Origin of the sequence: Salinibacterium sp. GXW1014 (assembly GCF_044769865.1) — a bacterium.
Classification (GTDB): Bacteria; Actinomycetota; Actinomycetes; order Actinomycetales; family Microbacteriaceae; genus Homoserinimonas.
Window position 1 is genome coordinate 1 of sequence record NZ_JBIZWA010000003.1, and the last position, 5,632, is coordinate 5,632.

3 rRNA genes are annotated in these 5,632 nt (G+C 54.7%); all 3 read left to right on the forward strand.

What is annotated here, in order from left to right:
* Window positions 1-247: 247 nt before the first annotated feature.
* Window positions 248-1,770: ribosomal RNA gene (locus ACIQK7_RS13205) — 16S ribosomal RNA — on the forward strand.
* 435 nt (window positions 1,771-2,205) lie between these two features.
* A 23S ribosomal RNA gene (locus ACIQK7_RS13210) occupies window positions 2,206-5,325 on the forward strand.
* 129 nt (window positions 5,326-5,454) lie between these two features.
* A 5S ribosomal RNA gene (rrf, locus tag ACIQK7_RS13215) occupies window positions 5,455-5,571 on the forward strand.
* The 16S, 23S and 5S rRNA genes sit together here, the layout of an rRNA operon.
* Window positions 5,572-5,632 lie beyond the last annotated feature (61 nt).

Genomic DNA, 5,632 nt, shown 5'->3' on the forward strand with positions numbered 1-5,632 from the left:
CCGGAAGGTGGGGCACCGGGAGCGTCCGTTCCTTGAGAACTCAACAGCGTGCACAATGTCAAATGCCAAAAACCTCGTACATCCTTTTGGGGTGTAGGAGATTCCTTTGGAAAAACATTTAACAACAATGCAAATGTCAGCAATGATGTTTGTTCTTGTCAGTTTCAAACTTGTGTTCGGTCCGCCTGTTTCCGGTGGTCGTTCACACTGAATGTGCCGGTCGCTTCGGTGGCTGTGCAGTCAAACATTTACGGAGAGTTTGATCCTGGCTCAGGATGAACGCTGGCGGCGTGCTTAACACATGCAAGTCGAACGATGAAGCTGGAGCTTGCTCTGGTGGATTAGTGGCGAACGGGTGAGTAACACGTGAGTAACCTGCCCCTGACTCTGGGATAAGCGCTGGAAACGGCGTCTAATACCGGATACGAGACGTGACCGCATGGTCAACGTTTGGAAAGAATTTCGGTCTGGGATGGACTCGCGGCCTATCAGCTTGTTGGTGAGGTAACGGCTCACCAAGGCGACGACGGGTAGCCGGCCTGAGAGGGTGACCGGCCACACTGGGACTGAGACACGGCCCAGACTCCTACGGGAGGCAGCAGTGGGGAATATTGCACAATGGGCGCAAGCCTGATGCAGCAACGCCGCGTGAGGGATGACGGCCTTCGGGTTGTAAACCTCTTTTAGTAGGGAAGAAGCGAAAGTGACGGTACCTGCAGAAAAAGCACCGGCTAACTACGTGCCAGCAGCCGCGGTAATACGTAGGGTGCAAGCGTTATCCGGAATTATTGGGCGTAAAGAGCTCGTAGGCGGTTTGTCGCGTCTGCTGTGAAAACTGGAGGCTCAACCTCCAGCCTGCAGTGGGTACGGGCAGACTAGAGTGCGGTAGGGGAGATTGGAATTCCTGGTGTAGCGGTGGAATGCGCAGATATCAGGAGGAACACCGATGGCGAAGGCAGATCTCTGGGCCGTAACTGACGCTGAGGAGCGAAAGCATGGGGAGCGAACAGGATTAGATACCCTGGTAGTCCATGCCGTAAACGTTGGGAACTAGATGTAGGGACCATTCCACGGTTTCTGTGTCGCAGCTAACGCATTAAGTTCCCCGCCTGGGGAGTACGGCCGCAAGGCTAAAACTCAAAGGAATTGACGGGGGCCCGCACAAGCGGCGGAGCATGCGGATTAATTCGATGCAACGCGAAGAACCTTACCAAGGCTTGACATATACGAGAACGGGCCAGAAATGGTCAACTCTTTGGACACTCGTAAACAGGTGGTGCATGGTTGTCGTCAGCTCGTGTCGTGAGATGTTGGGTTAAGTCCCGCAACGAGCGCAACCCTCGTCGTATGTTGCCAGCACGTCATGGTGGGAACTCATATGAGACTGCCGGGGTCAACTCGGAGGAAGGTGGGGATGACGTCAAATCATCATGCCCCTTATGTCTTGGGCTTCACGCATGCTACAATGGCCGGTACAAAGGGCTGCAATACCGTAAGGTGGAGCGAATCCCAAAAAGCCGGTCTCAGTTCGGATTGAGGTCTGCAACTCGACCTCATGAAGTCGGAGTCGCTAGTAATCGCAGATCAGCAACGCTGCGGTGAATACGTTCCCGGGCCTTGTACACACCGCCCGTCAAGTCATGAAAGTCGGTAACACCCGAAGCCAGTGGCCCAACCGCAAGGAGGGAGCTGTCGAAGGTGGGATCGGTAATTAGGACTAAGTCGTAACAAGGTAGCCGTACCGGAAGGTGCGGCTGGATCACCTCCTTTCTAAGGAGCATCTGGCCCAACGAAAGTTGTGGTCCAGGCGCCAGATCGAAGTCGAATGTACTTCGCTGGTTGCTCATGGGTGGAACATTGACATTGTGACCAGGATGATGATCCTGAAGTGTTAGTACGCCAGCTTGCTGGAAGGAACACGCTTCGGGGGAGGGTCCTGGTCGTTGCACGCTGTTGGGTCCTGAGGGACCGGGCCGGCGCGGGTGGTGACACCTGGGCTTGTCGAACTCCTCTGGACTTCTGCCTGAACCACGTGGTGTGGTGAGGGGGAAGTACCGCCCGTATTTTGAGAACTACACAGTGGACGCGAGCATCTTAGACACTCGCGCAAATTCAGCCGCCAGGGCTTGCTCTGGGTGGGTGATGGAGCGCGCAGATGTCTTCATAGAAGAGCAATTTTTTTGCTGTTCTTTGTGTAATTTTTGTCATCAAGTTTCTAAGTGCAAACGGTGAATGCCTTGGCTTCTGGAGCCGAAGAAGGACGTAGAAATCTGCGATAAGCCTCGGGGAGTTGATAATCGAACTGTGATCCGAGGATTTCCGAATGGGGAAACCCCGCCAGGCGTAGCAATACGACCTGGTGACTCCCGCCTGAATATATAGGGCGGGTAGAGGGAACGTGGGGAAGTGAAACATCTCAGTACCCACAGGAAGAGAAAACAATAGTGATTCCGTCAGTAGTGGCGAGCGAACGCGGATCAGGCCAAACCGATCATGTGTGATAGCCGGCAGGCGTTGCATGGTCGGGGTTGTGGGACTTCCACGTATTTCTGCCGAGATACGCATCGACGTGCGCGATATAGATGAACGATCTTGAAAGGTCGACCATAGAGGGTGCCAGTCCCGTAATTGAAATGTCGCGCCGCGGTGGGAAGGATCCCAAGTAGCACGGGGCCCGAGAAATCCCGTGTGAATCTGTCAGGACCACCTGATAAGCCTAAATACTCCCAGAAGACCGATAGCGGACAAGTACCGTGAGGGAAAGGTGAAAAGTACCCCGGGAGGGGAGTGAAATAGTACCTGAAACCGTTTGCATACAAACCGTTGGAGCCTCCTTAGTAGGGGTGACAGCGTGCCTTTTGAAGAATGAGCCTGCGAGTTAGCGATATGTGGCGAGGTTAACCCGAGTGGGGAAGCCGTAGCGAAAGCGAGTCTGAATAGGGCGATTTGAGTCGCATGTCCTAGACCCGAAGCGAAGTGATCTATCCATGGCCAGGTTGAAGCGCGTGTAAGAGCGCGTGGAGGACCGAACCCACTTAGGTTGAAAACTGAGGGGATGAGCTGTGGATAGGGGTGAAAGGCCAATCAAACTTCGTGATAGCTGGTTCTCTCCGAAATGCATTTAGGTGCAGCGTTGCGTGTTTCTTGCCGGAGGTAGAGCTACTGGATGGCCGATGGGCCCCAAAAGGTTACTGACGTCAGCCAAACTCCGAATGCCGGTAAGTGAGAGCGCAGCAGTGAGACGGTGGGGGATAAGCTTCATCGTCGAGAGGGAAACAACCCAGACTACCAACTAAGGTCCCCAAGCGTGTGCTAAGTGGAAAAGGATGTGGAGTTGCAGAGACAACCAGGAGGTTGGCTTAGAAGCAGCCACCCTTGAAAGAGTGCGTAATAGCTCACTGGTCAAGTGATTCCGCGCCGACAATGTAACGGGGCTCAAGCACACCACCGAAGTTGTAGATTTCGTACTATAGGCAAGCCTTCGTGGTTCAGCCGTACGGAGTGGTAGGAGAGCGTCGTGTGGGCAGTGAAGCGGCGGTGTGAACCAGCCGTGGAGCCTACACGAGTGAGAATGCAGGCATGAGTAGCGAAAGACGGGTGAGAAACCCGTCCGCCGAATGAACAAGGGTTCCAGGGCCAGGTTAATCCGCCCTGGGTAAGTCGGGACCTAAGGCGAGGCCGACAGGCGTAGTCGATGGACAACGGGTTGATATTCCCGTACCGGCGAAGAACCGCCCAAGCCAATCCAGTGGTGCTAAGAGTCCTAACCCGGCTGAGTTGATCCCTTCGGGGTGAGACCGGCCGGTCTAACGCTCGACCCCATGCTGGTGCGGCTAGCGTATTAACAGGTGTGACGCAGGAAGGTAGCTGAGCCGGGCGATGGTTGTCCCGGTCTAAGGATGTAGGCCGAGAGATAGGCAAATCCGTCTCTCATATAAGGCTGAGACCCGATGGGTAGTCCGAATGGGCGAAATCAGTGATCCTATGCTGCCAAGAAAAGCATCGACGCGAGGTTCTAGCCGCCCGTACCCCAAACCGACTCAGGTGTTCAGGTAGAGAATACTAAGGCGATCGAGAGAATCGTGGTTAAGGAACTCGGCAAAATGCCCCCGTAACTTCGGGAGAAGGGGGGCCTGAGGCGTATTAGGACTTGCTCCGAAAGCGTTTGAAGGCCGCAGAGACCAGTGGGAAGCGACTGTTTACTAAAAACACAGGTCCGTGCCAAGTCGCAAGACGATGTATACGGACTGACGCCTGCCCGGTGCTGGAAGGTTAAGAGGAGCGGTTAGCGTAAGCGAAGCTGCGAATTTAAGCCCCAGTAAACGGCGGTGGTAACTATAACCATCCTAAGGTAGCGAAATTCCTTGTCGGGTAAGTTCCGACCTGCACGAATGGCGTAACGACTTCCCAGCTGTCTCAACCGCGAACTCGGCGAAATTGCACTACGAGTAAAGATGCTCGTTACGCGCAGAAGGACGGAAAGACCCCGTGACCTTTACTACAGCTTGGTATTGGTGTTCGGTGTGGCTTGTGTAGGATAGGTGGGAGACTGTGAAGCTGGCACGCTAGTGTCGGTGGAGTCATTGTTGAAATACCACTCTGGTCATATTGGATATCTAACGACGAACCGTGATCCGGTTCTCGGACAGTGCCTGGTGGGTAGTTTAACTGGGGCGGTTGCCTCCCAAAAAGTAACGGAGGCGCCCAAAGGTTCCCTCAACCTGGTTGGCAATCAGGTGGCGAGTGTAAGTGCACAAGGGAGCTTGACTGTGAGACTGACAAGTCGAGCAGGGACGAAAGTCGGGACTAGTGATCCGGCAGTGGCTTGTGGAAGCGCTGTCGCTCAACGGATAAAAGGTACCTCGGGGATAACAGGCTGATCTTGCCCAAGAGTCCATATCGACGGCATGGTTTGGCACCTCGATGTCGGCTCGTCGCATCCTGGGGCTGGAGTAGGTCCCAAGGGTTGGGCTGTTCGCCCATTAAAGCGGTACGCGAGCTGGGTTTAGAACGTCGTGAGACAGTTCGGTCCCTATCCTCTGCGCGCGCAGGAAATTTGAGAAGATCTATCCCTAGTACGAGAGGACCGGGATGGACGAACCTCTGGTGTGTCAGTTGTTCCGCCAGGAGCACCGCTGATTAGCTACGTTCGGAATGGATAACCGCTGAAAGCATCTAAGCGGGAAGCCAGCTTCAAGATGAGATTTCCATACCCTTCGGGGTGAGAGGCTCCCAGTAGACTACTGGGTTGATAGGCAGGATGTGGAAGCGAGGACTAACGACTCGTGCAGCTGACCTGTACTAATAAGCCGATAACTTGATAACACCTTACAAAGGTGCTTCGCGTCCACTTTGTGGTTCCCGATTTACGGTCGGGGATCATCCCGCACACCGCGGTTGAGCTTCCGCTCGGCAGCGTGTGCGGCTATGAACTGATACATAAATCAATAGTGTTTCGGCGGCCATAGCGAGAGGGAAACGCCCGGTTACATTCCGAACCCGGAAGCTAAGACTCTCTGCGCCGATGGTACTGCAGGGGGGACCCTGTGGGAGAGTAGGACACCGCCGGACTTCTTTCGAGAAATGGCCACCCCGACCGGGGTGGCCATTTCCCGTTAACCCGACCCCACCC